Origin of the sequence: Mesorhizobium sp. RCC_202 (genome assembly GCF_041355295.1) — a bacterium.
Taxonomy (GTDB): domain Bacteria; phylum Pseudomonadota; class Alphaproteobacteria; order Rhizobiales; family Rhizobiaceae; genus Mesorhizobium.
The window spans coordinates 41,349-61,354 of sequence record NZ_JBFUPO010000014.1 but is presented as its reverse complement, the minus strand read 5'-3'; the positions used below and the strand labels follow the sequence as shown (position 1 = coordinate 61,354).

At 63.9% G+C, this 20,006-nt stretch carries 19 protein-coding genes; 12 read left to right on the top strand and 7 right to left on the bottom strand.

Going from position 1 to position 20,006, the window contains the following annotated elements:
* Positions 1–15: 15 nt before the first annotated feature.
* A complete protein-coding gene (greA, locus tag AB6802_RS26370) occupies positions 16–492 on the top strand; it encodes a transcription elongation factor GreA (RefSeq protein WP_371013132.1) in 477 nt (158 codons plus the stop codon).
* A gap of 2 nt (positions 493–494) precedes the next feature.
* Here greA and AB6802_RS26365 read toward each other — a convergent pair whose 3' ends face one another.
* The 4 genes from AB6802_RS26365 to AB6802_RS26350 all read right to left on the bottom strand — a co-directional run bounded on the left by AB6802_RS26365 (position 495) and on the right by AB6802_RS26350 (position 4,743).
* Positions 495–881, bottom strand: a complete 387-nt coding sequence (locus AB6802_RS26365) for a type II toxin-antitoxin system death-on-curing family toxin (protein WP_371013131.1) — start codon at positions 879–881, stop codon at positions 495–497.
* A complete protein-coding gene (locus tag AB6802_RS26360) occupies positions 878–1,108 on the bottom strand; it encodes an AbrB/MazE/SpoVT family DNA-binding domain-containing protein (protein ID WP_059189028.1) in 231 nt (76 codons plus the stop codon). Before AB6802_RS26360 ends, AB6802_RS26365 begins: the two co-directional genes overlap by 4 nt.
* A 72-nt stretch (positions 1,109–1,180) precedes the next feature.
* Positions 1,181–3,304, bottom strand: coding sequence for a methylmalonyl-CoA mutase (gene scpA / locus AB6802_RS26355; RefSeq protein ID WP_371013130.1), 2,124 nt, complete (start codon positions 3,302–3,304; stop codon positions 1,181–1,183).
* On the bottom strand, positions 3,301–4,743 hold the full coding sequence (locus AB6802_RS26350; RefSeq protein ID WP_371013129.1) for a methylmalonyl-CoA mutase family protein: 1,443 nt from the start codon (positions 4,741–4,743) through the stop codon (positions 3,301–3,303). The genes scpA and AB6802_RS26350 overlap by 4 nt, the downstream gene beginning before the upstream one ends.
* 275 nt (positions 4,744–5,018) lie before the next feature.
* Here AB6802_RS26350 and AB6802_RS26345 point away from each other — a divergent pair, with 275 nt between their 5' ends.
* The 7 genes from AB6802_RS26345 to AB6802_RS26315 all read left to right on the top strand — a co-directional run bounded on the left by AB6802_RS26345 (position 5,019) and on the right by AB6802_RS26315 (position 14,180).
* Entirely contained in the window at positions 5,019–6,542 is a 1,524-nt protein-coding gene (locus AB6802_RS26345) for a helicase HerA-like C-terminal domain-containing protein (RefSeq protein WP_371013128.1), read from the top strand.
* A gap of 455 nt (positions 6,543–6,997) precedes the next feature.
* Positions 6,998–7,420, top strand: coding sequence for a helix-turn-helix domain-containing protein (locus AB6802_RS26340; RefSeq protein WP_371013127.1), 423 nt, complete (start codon positions 6,998–7,000; stop codon positions 7,418–7,420).
* Positions 7,421–7,627: 207 nt separating this feature from the next.
* The gene (locus AB6802_RS26335; RefSeq protein ID WP_371013126.1) at positions 7,628–8,083 is read left to right on the top strand and encodes a hypothetical protein; all 456 of its coding nucleotides are present in this window, start codon (positions 7,628–7,630) and stop codon (positions 8,081–8,083) included.
* A complete protein-coding gene (locus AB6802_RS26330; RefSeq protein ID WP_371013125.1) occupies positions 8,080–12,330 on the top strand; it encodes a YadA-like family protein in 4,251 nt (1,416 codons plus the stop codon). The genes AB6802_RS26335 and AB6802_RS26330 overlap by 4 nt, the downstream gene beginning before the upstream one ends.
* A gap of 8 nt (positions 12,331–12,338) precedes the next feature.
* Entirely contained in the window at positions 12,339–12,914 is a 576-nt protein-coding gene (locus AB6802_RS26325; RefSeq protein WP_371013124.1) for an invasion associated locus B family protein, read from the top strand.
* A 12-nt stretch (positions 12,915–12,926) separates the two neighbouring features.
* Positions 12,927–13,652 carry a hypothetical protein gene (locus AB6802_RS26320; protein WP_371013123.1) on the top strand — a complete coding sequence of 242 codons (726 nt, stop codon included), beginning with the start codon at positions 12,927–12,929 and terminating at the stop codon, positions 13,650–13,652.
* 54 nt (positions 13,653–13,706) lie between these two features.
* Positions 13,707–14,180 (top strand): DUF4189 domain-containing protein, encoded by a 474-nt coding sequence (locus tag AB6802_RS26315; protein WP_371013122.1) that lies wholly within the window; start codon positions 13,707–13,709, stop codon positions 14,178–14,180.
* A gap of 164 nt (positions 14,181–14,344) precedes the next feature.
* On the opposite strand, the gene AB6802_RS26310 is transcribed toward AB6802_RS26315, so the two are convergent.
* Entirely contained in the window at positions 14,345–15,172 is an 828-nt protein-coding gene (locus tag AB6802_RS26310; RefSeq protein ID WP_371013121.1) for a L,D-transpeptidase family protein, read from the bottom strand.
* 171 nt (positions 15,173–15,343) lie between these two features.
* Positions 15,344–16,006, bottom strand: a complete 663-nt coding sequence (locus AB6802_RS26305) for a haloacid dehalogenase type II (RefSeq protein ID WP_371013120.1) — start codon at positions 16,004–16,006, stop codon at positions 15,344–15,346.
* A 152-nt stretch (positions 16,007–16,158) separates the two neighbouring features.
* Between AB6802_RS26305 and AB6802_RS26300 the strand changes: the two genes are divergently transcribed.
* The 4 genes from AB6802_RS26300 (at position 16,159) to AB6802_RS26285 (ending at position 19,480) form a co-directional block, all read left to right on the top strand.
* Positions 16,159–17,037: a branched-chain amino acid aminotransferase gene (locus AB6802_RS26300; protein WP_371013119.1), complete on the top strand. Its 879-nt coding sequence runs from the start codon at positions 16,159–16,161 to the stop codon at positions 17,035–17,037.
* A 199-nt stretch (positions 17,038–17,236) separates the two neighbouring features.
* The gene (locus AB6802_RS26295) at positions 17,237–17,839 is read left to right on the top strand and encodes a superoxide dismutase (protein WP_371013118.1); all 603 of its coding nucleotides are present in this window, start codon (positions 17,237–17,239) and stop codon (positions 17,837–17,839) included.
* A 247-nt stretch (positions 17,840–18,086) separates the two neighbouring features.
* On the top strand, positions 18,087–18,524 hold the full coding sequence (locus AB6802_RS26290) for a cytochrome c (RefSeq protein ID WP_371013117.1): 438 nt from the start codon (positions 18,087–18,089) through the stop codon (positions 18,522–18,524).
* 8 nt (positions 18,525–18,532) lie between these two features.
* A complete protein-coding gene (locus tag AB6802_RS26285; RefSeq protein ID WP_371013116.1) occupies positions 18,533–19,480 on the top strand; it encodes a cytochrome c in 948 nt (315 codons plus the stop codon).
* 29 nt (positions 19,481–19,509) lie between these two features.
* Here the strand turns inward: AB6802_RS26285 and AB6802_RS26280 are convergent, their stop codons facing one another.
* Positions 19,510–19,899, bottom strand: coding sequence for an SET domain-containing protein (locus AB6802_RS26280; protein WP_371013115.1), 390 nt, complete (start codon positions 19,897–19,899; stop codon positions 19,510–19,512).
* Between the last annotated feature and the right edge of the window lie 107 nt (positions 19,900–20,006).

Sequence of the window (20,006 nt, the reverse complement as noted above, 5' to 3'; positions counted from 1 at the left end):
CCCTAAGTTCATCGCATGAGCAGAGCTTTTACACGCGAAGAAGACAGCGAAAACGCCATTGCCGGCGTCGGCGAACGTCCGGTCAGCACGCACCGCAACCTGGTGACGGAGCGCGGCCTGGCGATGATCGAGGACAATCTCGCCGATCTGCGCGACATCCTTGCCAAGGCCGAACGCCAGGGCGACCGCGAGCGCCTGGCTGTGGTGTCGCGCGACCTGCGCTACTGGACCGCGCGGCGAGAGAGCGCCGAACTCTCCGTGCCGGAGCCCGGCAGCGACGTGGTCCGCTTCGGCATGGGCGTCACGCTGGAAGCCGACGACGGTAAGAAGGTGCACTGGAAGATCGTCGGCGAGGACGAGGCCGACCCGACGAAGGGCAGCATTTCCCACGTCTCGCCGCTGGCGGTTGCGCTGTTCGGCAAGAAAGTCGGCGACGTCGCCACCGTCAACGGTAAGGAATGGGAAATCGTCAAGCTCTCGGACAAGGGCTAGGGTTAGCCTTCGAGCTTGACCGTGTGGTCGCGGAAGAATGCCGCGGCCCCAGCCTCGTCGATCTCGCCAGCGGCGACCATCATTACCAGTTGGATGATTTCCTGCTGCTCGGCTTCGACGCTTAGCCCGTTGAAATACAGAAAGAGATCGGCTGCGGCAAAGGCGGTGCGCTTGTTACCGTCCACGAACGGATGGTTTTTTGCGATACCGAAGAGGTAGGCGGCGGCGAGTTCGCAAAGATCCGGCCCCCCATATGCCTCTTTCTGCTGCGGACGAGCGAGTGCCGATTCCAACATACCTTCGTCGCGGATGCCCGATGCGCCACCGTGGAGGCGTAACTGCTCGGCATGCATCGCCTCCACGAACTCTCGCGAATGATGTTCCGTCATTTCGCGAGAGCGCGGTAGGCGACCTCGTACTTCTTCATCCGCTCGCGCGCGATCTTCATCTTGCGCTCGAATTCTTCGGCAGAGTCTTCTAAGCGGCGCAAGCGAAGCTCTTGGCCCTCTTGAACCACGACCACGTTGTCGCCCGCCTTCAAATTCAAACGATCGAGAAGCTCTTTTGGCAAAATCAGACCTTCGGAGTTACCAATCTTTCGAATGGTGGTGTTCATGACCGGATTGTCCTGTTGCAACGCCAATTATAACATCAAGCTCTAAATGTTGCAACAGAGATTATAACGGCGTTAGCTATCCGCCAGCAGCCGATCCATCAACCTATCCGCCGCCTCCGGGATCACCGTCCCCGGTGGAAAAATCTCGGCAGCTCCCGCCGCCAGCACCGCGTCAAAATCCTGCGGCGGGATGACGCCGCCGGCGACGATCAGCATGTCGCCGTGGCCGAGCTTCTTCAGCGCGTCCTTGAGCTCCGGTATCAGCGTCAGATGCCCGGCGGCCAAGGACGAGGCGCCGATGATGTCGACATTGTGCTGGACGGCCAGCCTCGCGATTTCGTCCGGCGTCTGGAACATCGGCCCGACGGTGACGTCGAAGCCAAGATCGGCAAAGGCGCTGGCAATGACCTTCTGACCGCGGTCGTGACCATCCTGGCCCATCTTGGCGACCAGGATGCGCGGCTTGCCGCCGTTTTTCTTCTCGAACGCCTCGATCTTTTCCTGCAGCCGGTCGACCGTCGGATTGTCGCCGAGCGCGTCGCGATAGACGCCGGAGATCGTCTGCACGGTGGCCGCGTGGCGGCCGAAGACCTTTTCCAGCGCCAGTGAGATTTCGCCGACCGTGGCGTTGGCGCGCGCGGCGCGGATCGCGACTTCAAGCAGGTTCTCACCGCTTTCGGCGGCGCGGCCGAGCGCGGCCAGCGCATCCTCGAGCGCGCCGACGTCGCGCGTGCCCTTCAGCCGCTGCAGCTTCGCCAACTGCCTGGCCTTCACCTCGGCATTGTCAATCTTCAGCACGTCGACTTCGATGTCGGTCTGCGGCCGGTGCGCGTTGACGCCGACCAGAATCTGCTCGCCGGAATCGATGCGCGCCTGGGTCCGCGCCGCCGCTTCCTCAATGCGCAGCTTGGGGATGCCTTGCTCGATCGCCGCCGCCATCCCGCCGAGGCTTTCGACCTCCTCGATATGGGCAAGCGCCCGCGCCGCCAGGTCATGCGTCAGCCGCTCGACATAGGCCGAGCCGCCCCACGGATCGATCAGGCGCGTGGTGCCGGATTCCTTTTGCAGGATAAGCTGCGTGTTGCGGGCGATACGCGCCGAATGGTCGGTCGGCAGCGCCATCGCCTCGTCGAAGGAATTGGTGTGCAGCGACTGCGTATGGCCCTGCGTCGCCGCCATCGCCTCGATCATGGTGCGGGTGATGTTGTTGTAGGGGTCCTGCGCCGTCAGCGACCAGCCGGAGGTCTGGCAATGGGTGCGCAGCGACAGCGAGCGCTCGTCCTTCGGCGCGAAATTCTTCTTCATCAGGCTCGACCACAAAAGCCGCGCGGCCCTGAGCTTGGCAACCTCCATGAAGAAGTTCATTCCGATCGCCCAGAAGAACGACAGCCGCGGCGCGAAGCGGTCGATATCAAGGCCCGCGGCGACGCCGGCGCGGGCATATTCGATGCCGTCGGCAATGGTGTAGGCGAGTTCGAGGTCCGCCGTCGCGCCGGCTTCCTGCATGTGGTAGCCGGAAATCGAGATCGAGTTGAACTTCGGCATATGCCTGGAAGTATAGGCGAAGATGTCCGACACGATCCGCATCGATGGCTTCGGCGGATAGATGTAGGTGTTGCGGACCATGAACTCCTTCAGGATGTCGTTCTGAATGGTTCCGGCCAGATCCTTCTGCGCGACGCCCTGTTCCTCCGCCGCCACGATGTATAAGGCCATGATCGGCAGCACGGCGCCGTTCATGGTCATCGACACCGTCATTTCGTTCAGCGGGATACCGTCGAACAACTGGCGCATGTCGAGGATGGAATCGATCGCGACGCCGGCCATGCCGACATCGCCGGCAACGCGCGGATGGTCGCTGTCATAGCCGCGATGGGTGGCAAGGTCGAAGGCGACCGACAGTCCCTTCTGGCCGGCGGCGAGATTGCGCCGGTAGAAGGCGTTGGATTCTTCCGCCGTCGAGAAGCCGGCATACTGACGAATTGTCCAGGGCTGCTGGACATACATGGTCGGGTAGGGGCCGCGCACGAAGGGCGGCAAGCCCGGATAGGTGTCGAGATTGGCCAGACCCTTGAGGTCGCCCTGGCCGTAGAGATGCTTGACCGCGATGCCTTCCGGCGTCATCCGCTGGCCCTTGAGCTCGACCGGCGCGCGCCTGGGCGCCGACCAGCCGATCCCGCTGAAATCCGGGATCATGAGCCGGCCCCGATCGACTGATCGATGCGCACCGCAAACAGCGGCTCGCACGTGGCAACGCCTTCGGTCAGCGCCGGCCGCCGTTCCGCCGGCAGTGTCTCGACCGGGCGTTCATTCAGCGCACGGAACAGCGTTGTGCCGACGATGCCGCGTTCGCCTGCCCGATAGGTGGCGTAGCGCTTGGCAGCGGCCATCTGTACGCGGTTCTGGATATAGCCCTGCTGCAGGCTGTCGAGCACGCCGCCTTCGGCTTCGATGCGCTGGAATTCCTCCCAGGCTTTGGCGCAAAGCTCATCGGTCAGCGTCTCGACCGCGCCGGAGCCGCTGACCGGATCGGCGACATGATAGAGGTGGCTTTCATGCGCCATCACCAGCTGCGCGTTGCGGGCAACGCGGCGGGCAAAGCCAGCCGGTAAGCCATGCGCGATGGTGTGCGGCAGGATGGAGATCGAATCCGCGCCACCGGTCGCCGCGGCGAAGGCCGCGATCGCGGTGCGCAGGATGTTGGTCTCGGCATCGGCCATCGTCATCATGCGATAGGAGGTCTCGGCATGCACGCTTGCCGTCGAGGCCGGGATCGAGCAGGTCTCCTGGATGCGCGCCCAGAGCTTGCGCAGTGCCCGCACCTTGGCGATCGACAGGAACTGATCCTGGTCGACGCTGAGCGCGAAGCCGATATGCGGCGCCGCGTAGAGCAGCGGCTGGCGCGCCTTCTCGAACATCCTCAGATAAGAGACCGCAGAGGCCATCATGGTGCCGAGTTCCTGCGCCTCGGTGGCGCCGGCATTGTGGAACACGCGGCCGTCGGCTTCGAGCAGCACGCCGGGCACGCCCATGGCGAAGAAATGCGCCAGCGACTGCGGCATCGATTCCTGTAGCGCCTCGATCGAGGTGCGCAGCCGGCCGGTGCCGGCGAAGATCGCGGCCGGGTCGATGCCGAAGGACAGATTGAGCTTGGTCGGATCGGAGCGGCGCTTGCTCAGGAAGGCGAGCAGCCAGTCGGCCACCGCGCGGCTCCAGGGGTGCGCATCGATGCGCACCTGCACGCGGTTGAGCGGCACGCCGTCGAGCACGGCCTCCAGCGCTTCGGCGGTGCGCGGCAGGCCATAGCCGAAGGCGTTCGGCGCGCCTTCGAAGACCAGCGACAGGCCGGTGGCGCCCTGTGCGATGTCTTCCAGCGCCTGAGCGCTGGCCCGCGCGATATCCGGATCGTCGACACGCTGGCTGATGATCCATGGCGCGGTCGGATTGGTGCGCAGCAAGGGTTCGGCGGTCGCAGAGCGTTGGCTGAGCGGTTCTATGCGGATGCCGTCATCGGTATGGGAAACGAGCTTGTCTTCGAAAGAGCCGTCGGCAAGCGCCTTCTCGGCCAGCGCCAGCCAGCGCTTGGCATCCGGGTTCGGAAGGTCGACATCCCTGGTCGTGGCGCCGGCGCCCATCGCTCTCCTCGTCTGTTGGCCGCATCGGCCAACCACATCAGCCCGTAGGGTCAATCTAGGGTCCCCGGGCGGATATCACAATGTGCCACCCGGCCATGTTCCGGTGCGGTACGTCAACCGATTGCCAAACATGGGCAAAATGCGCAAGCGCCAAAGGCCGATTTTGGCAGTCGCCCCAATTTCGGCAGCTACCGTTCTGGCATTGTCGCTTGGGCCTCGCCTGACTATACCTCGCAAAAGGCTTTTCGACGGAACTGATTGCGGAGACCGGATATATGGCTGACGAGACCAGCATCTTCATCGGCGCCAGCCGCAAGCCGGACGATACCTACCAGCGGGCCGAAGAGCTCTTGCTGCGTTACGGCAACCGCCACGGCCTTGTCACCGGCGCGACCGGAACCGGCAAGACGGTCAGCCTGCAGGTCCTGGCCGAGGGCTTTTCCAATGCCGGCGTGCCGGTCTTCTGCGCCGACATCAAGGGCGACCTTTCCGGCATCGCCATGATGGGCGAGACCAAGGATTTCCTGGTCAAACGCGCCGCTGAGGTCAAGCTCGACCCCTACCAGTTCCAGGAATTCCCGGTCATCTTCTGGGACCTGTTCGGCGAACAGGGTCATCCGATTCGCGCCGCCATCTCCGAGATGGGACCGCTGTTGCTGTCACGGTTGATGAACCTCACCGACGCTCAGGAAGGCGTCATGAACATCGCCTTCCGCATCGCCGACGAGGAAGGCCTGCTGCTGCTCGACCTCAAGGATTTGCAGGCGCTGCTTGCCAACATCGCCGCGCGCTCCGACGAGCTCAGCGCCCGCTACGGCAACGTTACGAAGCCTTCCGTGGGCGCCATCCAGCGCACGCTGCTGGTGCTCGAGCAGCAGGGCGCCGCCAATTTCTTCGGCGAGCCGGCGCTGCGCATTGCCGATATCATGCGCACGACGCGCGATGGCCGCGGCGCGGTCAGCGTTCTGGCCGCCGACAAGCTGATGATGAACCCCAGGCTCTACGCCACCTTCCTGCTCTGGCTGATGTCGGAGCTGTTCGAGGAACTGCCCGAGGTCGGCGACCTCGACCAGCCAAAGCTGGTCTTCTTCTTCGACGAGGCGCATCTGTTGTTCGAGGACGCGCCGAAAGTGCTGATCGACCGCGTCGAGCAGGTGGTGCGGCTGATCCGTTCCAAGGGCGTCGGCGTCTATTTCGTCACCCAAAACCCGCTGGATATCCCGGAAAAGGTGCTGGCCCAGCTCGGCAATCGCGTCCAGCACGCGCTGCGCGCCTATACGCCGCGCGAACAGCAGGCGGTGCGCACGGCGGCCGATACATTCCGGCCCAATCCCGATTTCGACTGCGCCACCGCCATCACCCAGCTCGCCACCGGCGAGGCGCTGGTCTCGATGCTGGAAGACAAAGGCGTGCCGGCGATGGTCCAGCGCACGCTGATCCGTCCGCCATCCTCGCGGCTTGGGCCGATCACGCCGGACGAGCGCCGCAAGATCATCGCCGAGAGCCCGGTCGCCGGCCAATACGACCAAGTGATCGATCGCGAATCGGCCTTCGAGATGCTGCAGAAGAAGGCGAAAGAAGCACAGGACGCCGAGGCGCAGGCGCCGCAGCAGAACAGCGGCGGCTCGCGCTGGACGATCCCCGGCTTCGACGATGTCCTCGGAACAGGCAACCGGCGCTCTTCCAATCGCCAGACCGTTGCCGAAGCCGCCATCAAGTCGGTGGTGCGCTCGGTCGGCTCCTCCGTCGGCCGCGCCATCGTGCGCGGCATCCTGGGGAGTCTCGCCCGGGGACGCTGACCGAGCCACAGCCGATCGGTTCCATCATGCCTCGATGGCCGTTCCGGCGGCTGCTCTCTGTTGCCGATCCGTGATTGACGGGAATCGAGATGCGCGACGGCATGTTCCCAGCGGCGGCTTGGTCGCCATCGCTGCCGACGTGCTTGCGCGTTCAGTCAGTCCCCGACCTGCGACGGGTCTGTCGCTGTTACCGTTCGACGACTGAATCTTACCTCGCGACGACTGGATCGCTTCGGCGGCTACCAAAGTTTTCGCAACGGAACTTTTTCATTGCTGAACCGCAATTTCATGAAATACCGAACGCGCCAAATCATGGCCTTTGACGTGCTGTTGCCGGGGGGCAAACTCGATAGCGCCGACAGCACGTGCGATCACGAATTATTGTGACCAGGGAACCAAAAACGCCCTCTAAGGTTGGGCCAAGGCTGCGGAGGGCTGAGCATCAGGAGTCCGAGTTGCGGCGTGATGATGATCTGCCAGCCTGGTTTTCGGAAATCCCTGCTGAGAAACGGCCGCTGCTCAACGCAAAGGGCGGGCTGTCGATCAGCTGCACCCGGCTGGCGCAGCAATTCTTGAACAGGAACTTTTCGCGCAAGCTCTCCCTCGCGGAGATGGCAGCGGTATGCGATTTGTCCCCCTATCATTTCGCCCGGGCCTTCTCCAAAACGTTCGGCGTTTCGCCGCATCAATACGTCCTCACCCTTCGTCTGGACTATGCCGAAAAGCTGCTTGCCGACAGGCGCATATCGATCACCGACATTGCCGATCTGAGCGGGTTCTCGAGCCAAAGCCACCTCACCACCATGATGAAGAAGTACCGCAACGCCACTCCACAGCAGGTACGGGAGAGGCAGGTCCGATCGCGGGCTAGTGAGTAAGGCGATGGCTAATTGCCTAATTTGTCGGCAGGTTTATTTATGCACCCGCTAATATAAGGTAGGTTTAAAGTAATTTCCCGTTAACCTCTAGAATATCGGCTGTATATTTTCAGATAAACAGCAATTTATTGGAATACGGGATTCGGAAAACATGTCTTCCTGCGGCAAGTCCGGCCATTCTGGATTCTGAGCCGGCCGCGGGGGCACATGAGCGACCACACGGCTATCGCCCGAAGCCTTTCCGAGGAGATCGGCTATTGGCTGGAGTCGGCCTCGAAGACGCTCGAGAAACGCTACGGAAACAGCGTGCCGCTCGCCAAGCAGGATGTCTTGTTGGCCCATTATCTCTATGGCCTCACCGCAGTGGTTCATGCGGGCGATGCCCCTGCCATCCATTTGGCGGCTATGCGATCCTACCTCGAACGGCTGATTCCGGCGGAACGGGTCGCGGCTGCGCTCCAGGCTGTACCCGAGCCGGGCGACGCTTGGCTCGAAAACACGCTCGCTCGCGTCGAGGCGATCGGCGAAAAGCAGGGCCATGCGCTGCTTGCGCGCGGCGCCGACGTGATCATTCCATTTTCGAGCAGAAACGCTTCGGCGGCAGGGTCGGCGGAACCTGTCGTCATCGAGCGCGACCCACCCAAGGAGGCATTCTCGCGATGAACTTTAGGCAAGGACGAACCATCCGGCGCGGATCGGCCCGCTTCGCAAGCAACTGGGTTTCCGGCGCTGCCGACAGCCGCTCGCTCCGTCGCCGCCTGATGGCGGCGCTGCGCAACGCGCATCGTGTGCTCGGCCTGAAGCGCAATAGGCTCGGGCTGGGGACGCTTGGCACCGGCAACATCCTCGCGGCGGCGCTGGGTGCGATTGCGCTGGGCGGTATCGCCACGCCGGCATCGGCACAGGTTTTCGGCGGTGGCGGCACGGCAAACGGCGTGCGCGGTATCGCGTTTGGATCCGGAGCCGTGCAAAACGGGGCCGACTCGATAGCCGAGGGCACCAATGCCAGCGCGGGCAGCCAAAACGCCGTCGCGATCGGCTTTGGAACGATCGCCTCCGCGATAAACTCTATCTATCTTGGCTCGCGCACCGCCCCCGGGACAGGTGTCACGGCCCAAAGCGCCATCGGCATCGGCACCGATGTGACGGCATCCCAGGTCGACGCCATCGCGGTGGGGCGTTCGTCCGTTGCGTCGGGGCAATATAGTGTGGCCCTCGGTCTGAGTGCGAAGGCCACGGGTCCCGGCGGCGCGGTGGCGATTGGCGGCAGCGCGGTCTCAAGCAATGTCAATACGGTCGCGATCGGCGTTAATTCAAGCGCCATCAACGCTGGCGCCAGCGCCTTGGGCACCTTTGCCTCGGCTTCGGGAGGGAACTCGACGGCGGTCGGCGTCAGTTCCACAGCCAGCAACGCTTATGCCTTTGCCGGTGGCTGGGCGTCCGTCGCCAGTGGGGACAGTTCCCTTGCACTCGGCAAGCAAGCCGGTGCATCCGGCATCAACTCGGTCGCTGTCGGTTCCAGCACCGTTGCTTCGGGAGCCTTCGGCGTTGCCTTGGGTAATCAGGCTCAGGCGCTCTCTGCCGGTGGTGGTGTTGCGATAGGCTCGGGTGCAATCGTTGCCAGCACCGCGACCTCAGGCGTCGCGCTCGGCAACAATGCAAATTCCGGTGGTGTTTTATCGATTGCCGCAGGCGCCAGTGCGAACGCCAGCGGCGACAATTCCACTGCCATGGGACGCCAGGCTGTTGCCAGCGGCACAAACGCCTCCTCATTCGGGTCGGGAGCAACTGCGGCAGGAGACAATTCTCTCGCCGCCGGTGTCAGCGCCAACGCCGGCGGTGCCGGCAGCACCGCACTCGGCATCGGCGCCAATGCGTCGGCGACGAGCGCCATCGCCGTCGGCAACAATGCCAAGGCCGATTCCGCCGAAGCGGTAGCCATGGGCACGAATGCAGTCGCGACCGGCGGCAAGGCGGTCTCCATCGGCTCCGGCAACACAGCTTACGGCAACGGCGCGGTTTCGATCGGCGATCCGAGCTACGCCAGCGGCACCGGCGCCTTCACCGGCGGCGCCAACAACATCGCCAACAGCGACGGCACCGCAACCGCCACCGCCGCCAATATGGCCAACGGCGCCGTCGCCATCGGCAACAACAACAAGGCTATCGGGCAGGGCTCGGTGGCGCTGGGCAACGGCTCGACCGCAGGCGCGGCCGGCCTCGCTGGCAATGTCGCGCTCGGCAACGGCGCGACCGCGGCGGCAAGCTCCGGCGACGTGGCTCTGGGTTCCGGCTCGGTCACGACGACTGCCGTCGGCACCAGCGGCACGACGATCGGCAGTACCGCATACACATTCGCCGGCACGGCGCCGACGTCGACCGTCAGCATCGGCGCGCCCGGCGCCGAGCGCACTCTCACCAACCTCGCGGCGGGCCGTCTCAGCAACGGCTCAACCGACGCGATCAACGGCTCGCAGCTCTTCGCGACCAATCAGCAGGTGACGCAGAACACGACCGATATCGCCGCCAACACCGCCGACATCACCAATCTCGGCAACACGATCACCAACATCAATACCGGCGGCGGCATCAAGTACTTCCACGCTAACTCGACGCTGCCGGATTCGCAGGCGCTGGGGACGGATTCGGTCGCGGTCGGCCCCAACGCCGTGGCCAACAATGCCGGCGATGTGGCGATCGGATTGAATTCCGCATCCCGCACCACGACCGCGACCGGCGGCACGACGATCGGCGGGGTGAATTACACCTTTGCCGGCGGAGCGCCAGCGGGTGCGTTCTCGGTCGGCGCCGTGGGCGCCGAGCGCCAGATTCAGAACGTCGCGGCCGGGCAGTTGAACGGCTCCTCGACGGATGCCGTCAATGGATCGCAGCTGTTTGCGACCAATCAGCAGGTGACGCAGAACACCACCGATATCGCCGCCAACACGGCCGACATCACCACTCTGGGCAATACGATCAACAGCATCAGCACCGGCGGCGGCATCAAGTACTTCCATGCCAATTCCACGCTGGCGGATTCCCAGGCGCTCGGGACAGACTCCGTCGCGGTCGGCCCGAACGCGGTGGCCAACAATGCAGGCGACGTGGCGATCGGATTGAATTCCGCGTCCGGCACCACGACGGCGGTCGGCAGCACGGTCATCGGCGGCACGACCTACACCTTTGCGGGTGGGACGCCGGCCGGTGCCTTCTCGGTCGGCTCGGTGGGCGCCGAGCGCCAGATCCAGAACGTCGCGGCCGGGCAGTTGAACGGCTCCTCGACCGACGCCGTCAACGGCTCGCAGCTCTTCGCCACCAACCAGCAGGTGACGAAGAACACCACCGACATCGCCGCCAACACCGCCGATATCGCGGCCAACACGGTTGACATCACCAATCTCGGCAATGCCATCAGCAACATCGCCGGCGACACCTCGACCGCCTATACCGACGCCAATGGCGAGGGCATCCGCTATGTGCGCACCAATGACAGCACCCTGCCGGTCACCGATGCCTTCGCTCAAGGGGTCGGCTCCTCCGCCCTCGGCTACCAGGCGACGGCGTCCGCTGCCGATGCGCTGGCGCTCGGCCGCGGTACCGCGGCCAGTATCGCAGGCGGCGTAGCGCTTGGCGCCGGCTCGGTCTCGGACCGCGCGGTCGCGCCCGTATCGGGATCGATCCTCTCCGGCACCGGCCTCATTCCCTACAACACCACGGATATGAGCCTGCTCGGCGCCGTCTCGGTCGGCACTTCCACCTCCTATCGCCAGATCATCAACGTGGCCGACGGCACCGAGGACCAGGACGCGGTGACGCTGCGCCAGTTGAAGGGGGCGCTGAGTTCCTTCGCGGTGACGGGGACCAAGTACTTCCACGCCAATTCGACCGCCTCCGACTCCCTTGCGGTCGGGGTCGACTCGGTCGCGATCGGTCCGCGCACGACGGTCAACGGCGACAACGGCATCGGCATGGGCAACGGCGCCATCGTGCAGCAGACGGCGCCGGGCGGCATCGCGATCGGACAGACAGCCACCGTCAACCAGGCCGACAGCATCGCGCTAGGCACCAAATCAACCGCCAACGGCGCGCAGTCGATGGCGCTTGGCGCCGGCGCCACGGCCAACGAGCCGGGCAGCGTCGCGCTCGGCGCGGGCTCGACGACGGCGGCTGCGGTCGCGACCACCGGCACCACGATCAACGGCGTCGCCTACGCCTTCGCCGGCACCAATCCGACGAGCACCGTGAGCGTCGGCGACGTGGGCAAGGAGCGTACCGTCACCAATGTGGCGGCGGGCCGGATCAGCGGCACCTCCACTGACGCCATCAACGGCAGCCAGCTTTACGCCACCAACCAGGCTGTCGAAGCTGTGAAGGGGAGTGTCGGCGATCTCAACGAGTTCGCCGTCCAGTACGACAAGAACGGCGACGGCACCAAATCGAACTCGCTGACATTGGTCGGCGGCGACGTGAATGCCCCTGTCGTCATCCACAATGTCGGCGCCGGTACCGCTGATACCGACGCGGTCAACGTGCAGCAGCTCAATCTGGGGCTGGCGACCACGTTCGACAACTCCAAGGCCTATACCAACCAGGTGGCGACAACCACGCTCCAGCAAGCCAATGCCTATACCGACTCCAAGCTCAGCCAGCTCAACATGGATATGGACGAGGCTCGCGGCGAGGCACGGCAGGCGGCCGCGATCGGCCTGGCGGCCGCTTCGCTGCGCTATGACGACCGTCCCGGCAAGCTGAGCGTGGCGGCCGGCGGCGGCTACTGGCGCGGCGAGGGGGCTGTCGCGTTCGGCGCCGGCTACACCAGCGAGGACGGAAGAGCCAGGGCGAACGTCTCCGGCACGACAGCGGGCGGACATTGGGGCGTCGGCGCCGGTGTCAGCTTTACCTTGAACTGAGCGTGTTCATGGCCAGGCATGCGGTCTCTCTGTTCGCGGCGTGCGTGACTTGCCTGCTCCTGTCCGGCCCATTGGCGGTCGGGCAGGAGCAGGCGTCGTCCGCCTATCGGATCAAGCCGTCCGATGTCGCGGTGCCTGCGGACGTCAAGCTTGGCCAATATCAACGGACCACGCGTCCTTTCGAGAACTGGACGCTGATCTGCGACGAGAACCTGCAGGCCAGGAAGAAGGTCTGCAACATCAGCCAGTCCTTCATCGACCAGGACCAGGCGCTGGTCTTCAGCTGGTCGCTGGCGGCCGACGAGAAAGGCAAGCCCTTCATGATCTTGCGAACCCCGAGCGCGGCGGGTGCGGGAAGCAAGCTTTCGCTGAGATTTGCCGGCCGCAAACAGGCGGTCGATGTTCAGCTGCAGGGCTGCGATGCGTCGGTCTGCGTCGGCTATCTGCCCGTCGGCCCGGTGCTCCGCGAGCAGATCGGCAAGGAGACCACCGTCCAGGTTTCCTATTCCCTGCCGTCGGGAGCGACCGTCAGCCTCGATGCCCCCTTCATGGGGCTCAAGACCGCTCTGTCGGCCATCAACTAGAAAGACTTTGAGATGACACGCCAATCGATCGAGGACAGAATCCTGACGCGCTCCGAGCCCGTTGCGCTGCCGGAGCAGCCGGCCGGCTCGCCGCCGAAGCGTTCGTCTGTCGGGCGCCTGCTGCGAAACACGGCGTTGCTCGGCGCATTCGCGATCGTGGTCGCGGCGGCGGTCATCGTGTCGTTCCGGCTCTCACCCGCGCTCGGGGCGTTCGTCGCAGGCACGGCTTCCGCGCAAGCACAGGCGCCCGCCCAGGGCAAGCCGGCGCAAGCAGCGCCGGCGCCGGCGGATGCTGCCGCGGCCAAGGACCCGTTTCAGGCGCATGTCGCTCAGGCGGGCGTGCGCACCTGCGCCAATCTCTTCGCCACGCTCGGACAAGCTCTGACCGCCGGATCGACCTATGCGGTCCAGACGCAATGGGACAACACCTCGCCCGATACCCATGCCGTGCAGGCCGTCGCCGGGATGAGCTACAACCTGCCGGACTACAAGATGCAGGCAGCCGGCGTCGTCTTTGCCTCGCCCGTCGGCCAGACCTGCGAGGGCGGCTTCGTGCGCGTGGCGCCGTTCCAGCGCTCCTGTCAGGAGGTCGCGGGAACGCTTCCGAAGGGCAGCCTGCTGGCGGACAATCTTTCGAACACGATGCTCTTCAACCTGGCCGACAATGGCGGCCAGGCGCTGCTGGTCCCCACCGGCAACACCTGCATCGTCGTCTCGGTCGCGCGCATGGGCGGCTAGGGCGCCGGGCACAGTCACCAATCTTGAACAGCCGTTAATCGGGAGCTAGGAAAAATGCTGATCGACCGTCGCCTCTCTTTCCTGCTGCTTGCGGCCCTCGCCGGGCTTACGATCGCCAGCCATGCGGCCGACCTCGTGTCGCCGCCGCCGGCGCAGACGGGTGAGGAAAAAGGCATCTGGGGCGCGATCGCCTATTCGCCGGACGACGGCCGGCATGGCTTCTTCTGGGGCGCCGACAAACGGCAGGAAGCAGAAGACATCGCGCTCAAACACTGTGAGAATGCGGACGGCAAGGGCTGCCGGGTGGTCGAAGTGTTCCGCAACCATCGCCATTGGGACGATGACGACGGCACCGGTTTTCCCTATGAGCATTGCGCGGCGCTCTCGGTCGGCAAAAGCCGTGGCCCGGCAACGCCGTTCTGGGGCGCCGCGTCGGCCACGACCCGCCACGAGGCCGAGGACAAGGCCACGGCGCAATGCGGCGGCGAGCAAAAGCAGTGCAAGATCCGCGAGTGGGTCTGCACTTAGAGCAATTCCAGGAAAAGTGTGATCGGTTTTCCGTCCGGAATTGCGTAAAAACAAAGAGATAGAGCGTTTCACCGAAACGCTCTATCTCTTTGTTTTCACGCAATTCCAAGCGGCGGCGCTGATGCGCGGAGGGCGGTGGTCCGCCGTTCCGCGCCGCTCTAGTTCTAGAGGATCGCGTTGGTGAGCCGCTTCACCGGGCCGAGCAGGACCGAACCCGTCGGCACGCCATTATCGATCGGGATCGCTTGCCGGGCCGGCGTGTCGGCCTCCGGCGCGCCGACATTGGCCGTCACGATGACTGGGCTCTTGGTGGGCACACGGTCGTAGAGATCGATGATGTCCTGGTTCATCAGGCGCACGCAGCCCGACGACACCGACTTGCCGATCGAGAACCATTCCGGCGATCCGTGCAGGCGATAGAGCGTGTCCTGATTGCCCTGGAAAAGGTAGAGCGCACGCGCGCCGAGCGGGTTCTTCAAGCCGCCGGGCATGCCGCCATTCTTGGAGCTGTATTGCGTCAGTTCCGGCTGGCGCGCGACCATCTCGTCCGGCGGGGTCCATTTCGGCCATTTCTGCTTCCACTGCACGACCGCGTCGCCCGACCATTCGAAGCCGGCGCGGCCGAGGCCGACGCCGTAACGGATCGCCTGGCCGCCTTCGCGCACCAGATAGAGGAAGTGGTTGGTGGTATCGACGACGATGGTGCCCGGACGCTGTCCGGTCGGATCGGGCACGATCTGGCGCAAGAATTGGTGATCGATCTTCTTGATCGGAATGGCCGGCAGATCGAAGCCATTGTCCGACATCGGCCCATACATCGTCTCATAGTCACCGAGCGGCGGCTCGACATAGGCCTGCGGCGGCGGCGTTTGGATGGGGGCGGGGCCCTGATCGCTGGTGGTGGTGCAGGCGGAGACCGCGACCGATGCAGCGCCAAGGGCTGTGAAATTGAGGAAGCCACGGCGGCTGAGGCGGAAGGAAGCGTCTGACATGGTTGCCTTTTCTAGGTCTTAATTCGCAAGAAAGCATGAATCCGAGGGCACGGCGCCGGTGGCATCCATAACAATCGGCGGTGATAGGCGGTTCCAATTCAGGCCTGACAGTGGACAGAAAAAGGCGAAGCTGTGATCGCGCCACAGCTGTTGCACCGCAGCAACAGAGGATCAGATACCGGCCAACAGCCCTTCCAGCGATGGCAGGATCAGCCCGGGCGGGAAATCCCGGTATTCGTCCGGATGGTTGGCGCGGTTGATCCAGACGGTGCGGAAGCCGAATTTGGCAGCGCCCGCAATATCCCAGCGATTGGACGACTGGAACGACACCGCGTCCGGGTAGAGCCGCCAACCGGTGACGACCATGTCGTAGACCGACGGATCGGTCTTGAAGCGCTTGACCCGGTCGACCGAAAAGACGTCGTCGAGGATCTGGTCGAGTGCCGCCGATTTGACTGCGGCGTTGAGCATCTCCGGCGAGCCGTTGGACAGGATCGCGAGCTTGGCGCCCGACCCTTTAAGCGCCTTCAGCACCGCCGGCACTTCCGGGTAGCAGTCGAGCCGCCAATAGGCTTCGAGCAGTTTGGCCCGGAGCGCCGGGTCGGCCGAAGGCACCTTGCGGAGCGCGAAGTCGAGCGCCTGCTCGGTCAGCTGCCAGAAATCGCTGTAGGAGCCCATCAGCGTCCTGACCCAGGAATATTCAAGCTGCTTGGCGCGCCAGATGTCCGACAGCAATTGCCCGTCCGGCCCGATCTCGCCGGCATGGCGGCGCACGGCTGCGTGCACGTCGAATAACGTGCCGTAAGCGTCGAAGACATAGGCTGCATGGTGCATGCATGGAGTTTTGCGGTGTGCCGGCCCGTCGCGCAAGCGCCGATTGCAGGCCAAGTGCCTCTGGCCTCAACGAATTTCGCCCATGTCGGTTGACGCAAGCCGCCAAAGCATCGTCCTATGACGGCCTGCAACCACCCACGGGAAGATAAACGATGACACTGGCGGCAGCGGCGCTAACCGCGACTTGGACCTATGTGGACGGCGACTGGTACGAGGGCAACGTCGCCATACTGGGGCCGCGCAGCCACGCCATGTGGCTCGGCACCAGCGTCTTCGACGGTGGCCGCTGGTTCGAGGGCGTGGCGCCCGACCTTGATCTGCATGCCGCGCGCGTCAACGCTTCGGCCATCGCGCTTGGCTTGCAACCGTCGATGACGACCGAAGAGATCGTCGGTCTGACCTGGGACGGCTTGAAGAAGTTCGATGGCAAGACCGCCGTCTACATCAGGCCGATGTATTGGGCCGAGCATGGCGGCTATATGGGCGTGCCGGCGGATCCTGCCTCGACCCGCTTTTGCCTCTGCCTCTATGAATCGCCGATGATCCCGCCCTCCGGCTTCTCGGTCGGCGTCTCGCCGTTCCGGCGCCCGACCTTCGAAACCATGCCGACCAACGCCAAAGCCGGCTGCCTCTATCCCAACAACGGCCGCGCCATCCTCGAGGCCAAGAACCGCGGCTTCGACAATGCGCTGGTGCTCGACATGCTGGGCAATGTCGCCGAGACGGGGACGTCCAACATCTTCCTGGTCAAGGACGGTCACGTGATGACGCCGGCGGCCAACGGCACGTTCCTGTCCGGCATCACCCGCGCCCGCACCATCAACCTGCTTGGCGATTACGGGTTCAAGACCACCGAAAAGGCCTTGTCGATCCGCGACTTCCTCGAAGCCGACGAGATTTTCTCGACCGGCAATCATTCCAAGGTGGTGCCGATCACGCGCATCGAAAACCGTGATCTGCAGCCCGGGCCGGTGGCCAAGAAAGCACGCGAACTCTATTGGGAATGGGCGCATTCGACGTCCGCCGCGTGAAGGCTGGAGTTTCGCGTTTCACGCTATGGCGAACCACTCTTTCTCTTGTTTGAGGCAATTCCGAACGGAAAACCCTTTCACACTTTTCCTCGAATTGCTCTAAAGTCGCTTGGCGCTTCATTCCGGAGTTGCCCCAACCCATTCAAGTCCTATCTAAGTCCGGTAGTTTCACCGGATTTTCCTCGAGGGAGTACCATCCATGGCTTTTGAGTTGCCCGCTTTGCCTTACGACTACGAGGCGCTTCAGCCCTACATGTCGAAGGAGACGCTGGAGTATCACCACGACAAGCACCACAAGGCCTATGTCGACAACGGCAACAAGCTCGCCGCCGAGGCTGGACTGGGCGACCTGTCGGTCGAAGAGGTTGTGAAGCAGTCCTTCGGCAAGAATGCCGGGCTCTTCAACAACGCAGCCCAGCATTACAACCACATCCATTTCTGGAAGTGGATGAAGAAGGGCGGCGGCGGCAGCAAATTGCCCGGCGCGCTGCAGAAGGCGGTCGACAGCGATCTCGGCGGCTACGACAAGTTCAAGGCCGACTTCATCGCCGCCGGCACCACCCAGTTCGGCTCCGGCTGGGCCTGGGTTTCGGTCAAGAACGGCAAGCTCGAGATTTCGAAGACCCCGAACGGCGAGAACCCGCTGGTTCATGGCGGTGCGCCGATCCTCGGCGTCGACGTGTGGGAGCACTCCTATTACATCGACTACCGCAACGCGCGGCCGAAATACCTCGAGGCCTTCGTCGACAGCCTGATCAACTGGGACCACGTCCTGGAGCTGTACGAGAAAGCAAAGGGTTGACAAAATCCCCGAAAGCCCCGGCATGCCGGGGCTTTTCTTTTTCAGCCAGGAACCCCGAGGCGGCCGGTAAAATCGTCACATCGACAGGGAATAATGCTGCCGCGACACCCGTTAACCTGCAGAGCAATTCCAGGAAAGTGTGGAACGGTTTTCCGTTCGGAATTGCGCCACACAAGGAAATAAGCATTTCACCGTGGAACGGTGAAATGCCTTAGTCGCGAACTCTCTTCATCATGGAGCCAATTGAATGAGAAAGCTTGTCATCGCCATCTCTATGCTCGCCTTTGCCGGCACGGCCGCCTATGCCGATCCGATCAAGGACCGCCAGGACCTGATGAAAGAGCGTGGCAAGCTTGCCGGCCAGATTTCCGACATGGTCAAGGGTAAGACGCCTTTCGACGGCGCCGCCGCATTGGACGCGCTGAAGGCGATGCAGGCCAATGCCGAGAAGTTCGACGTCGACACGCTGTTCCCGGCCGGCTCCGACCAGGGAAAGACGACCGCCGCGCCGAAGATCTGGGAAGACATGGCGGGCTTCAAGGCCACAGAGGATAAGTTCCTGGCCGACACCAAGGCTGCCGTCGCTGCCGCGCCGGCCGATGCCGATGCTCTGAAGGCACAGCTCAACACGCTCGGTGGCGACTGCGGCACCTGCCATCAGACCTACAGAATCAAGAAGAGCTGATCGCCGATATGGCCTGGCTGAAGAAGCTTGTCGGCGCCGTCATCGTGCTCGGCGGCGCTGGAGCCGTTGCCGGCTGGGTCCTGTCGGCGCCGGTCAGGCTCGATGCCGCCACCGTCGCACAGCTCGGCCCCGGCGATGCGGCCAAGGGCAAGCGCATCTTCTATGCCGGCGGCTGCACCTCCTGCCACTCCAAGCCCGGCGCCGAAGGCGACGCCCGGCTGGAACTGGTCGGCGGTCTTGAACTCAAGACGCCGTTCGGCACCTTCGTGCCGCCCAACATCTCGCAGGACCAGAAGGACGGCATCGGCGCCTGGAGCGAGGAGGATTTCGCCAACGCCATGCTGAGAGGCGTCTCGCCGTCCGGCCAGCATTTCTATCCGGCTTTTCCCTACGCCTCCTACGCCCGCATGAAGCCGGCCGATATCGCCGACCTCTATGCCTTCCTGAAGACGTTGCCGGCCGTCGCCGGCAAGGCGCCGGATCACAAGCTTTCCTTCCCCTTCAACATCCGCCGCGGCATCGGCCTGTGGAAGCTTCTCTATCTCAGCCCCGAGCCGGTGATCGCGCTGCCCACCGGCACGCCGGACAACGTCATCGCCGGCCGTTACCTTGTCGAAGGCCCAGGGCATTGCGGCGAGTGCCATACGCCGCGCGACTTTGCCGGCGGCGTCAAGAAGGCCGAGTGGCTGGCGGGCGCCGTGGCCGCCGAGGGCTCGGGCGTTGTGCCCAACATCACGCCCGACGGGAAGACCATCAAGAGCTGGTCGGACGCCGACATCGCCAATTATCTCGAAACCGGCTTCACGCCCGAATTCGATTCCGTCGGCGGCGCCATGGTCGAGGTGCAGAAAAACATGGCGCAACTCACCGCCGACGACCGCGCCGCGATCGCCGCCTATCTCAAGGCGGTGCCGCCGCATCCGAACGGTTATCCGGCGCGCAAGCCGGCTAATTAGCTCGGCTCAACGGCTTTGGCCGCCCCTGTCTACAGATGGCGGTCGCCGAGGAAATCGAAGCCTTCGTTGAAGAAATGGTTGTAATTGCAGGTCAGTTCCTCGCCTGCCTCGATGTCGCGCAGCGCATAGGTTTCCTCTGGCGTGGACACGTCGCAGTTCGGATCGTCGTCGTGGTTCATGTAGCGCGCGTCGTCGGCCTCGAAGACGATGAAGCTCGGGTCGCGCCGGTCCGGGTAGGAGTAGCGGTCGAGATAGGATTTCACCGGACCCGTCTGGCTCTCATAGGTGTCGACCGGAATGCGCCGGTCGAACCGTGCGTCGAGCTTCCAGACCAAGGTGCCCTTGGCGATGCGGTTCTTGGCGAAGACGCCGATGCCCTGGATCGCGGATTTGTCGAGATAAGTGTCGACGAGCAGCATGAGAGACCTTGTAAATGAATGGACGGCCCGGCCTTGAAAACAGGCCGGGCCCAAAACGACGGCGCCCAAATGGACGGCGCCCAAATGGACGGCGCCCAAATGGACGG